The following is a 386-nucleotide window of genomic DNA, read 5'->3' on the forward strand; positions in this document are numbered from 1 at the left end:
TCGTTCACCGCGAACAGCGCGGTCGGCGGTGATGCCGCATCGAGTAGGCGGTCCGCGGCGACGTGACCACCGTGGCTGTCCAGACCCGTGAACACAATGTTCCCCTCGGGCACTTCGATGCCCGCCTCCCGGAAACGGTCGACAAAGCCCGCAGGCCGGTCGATCCCGGTGCTCGCGTGCGCCAGGCCGGCGATGACACCGACCCGGCGGTGCCCCAACTCGAGGAGGTGCTCGGCCGCAAGCCTCCCGCCGAGGTAGTTGTCACAGGTTGCAGCGGGATAGCCTGCGACACAACGGTTCACCAACACGAACGGCACCTCGCGACGGGTCAGCTCCTCGAGCACCGTGTGGTCGTCCGCCCGGGCGTCGCCGAGGATCAACCCGTC

Annotated in this window: 1 protein-coding gene; it reads right to left on the reverse strand. The window is 68.7% G+C overall.

The window, feature by feature from the left end; all coding sequences use genetic code 11:
- Positions 1-386: substrate-binding domain-containing protein (locus RM572_RS29600; RefSeq protein WP_311676417.1), on the reverse strand; the 386-nt coding region annotated here is incomplete at both ends.

The sequence above is a fragment of the Streptomyces hazeniae genome (assembly GCF_031845485.1).
Classification (GTDB): Bacteria; Actinomycetota; Actinomycetes; order Streptomycetales; family Streptomycetaceae; genus Streptomyces; species Streptomyces hazeniae.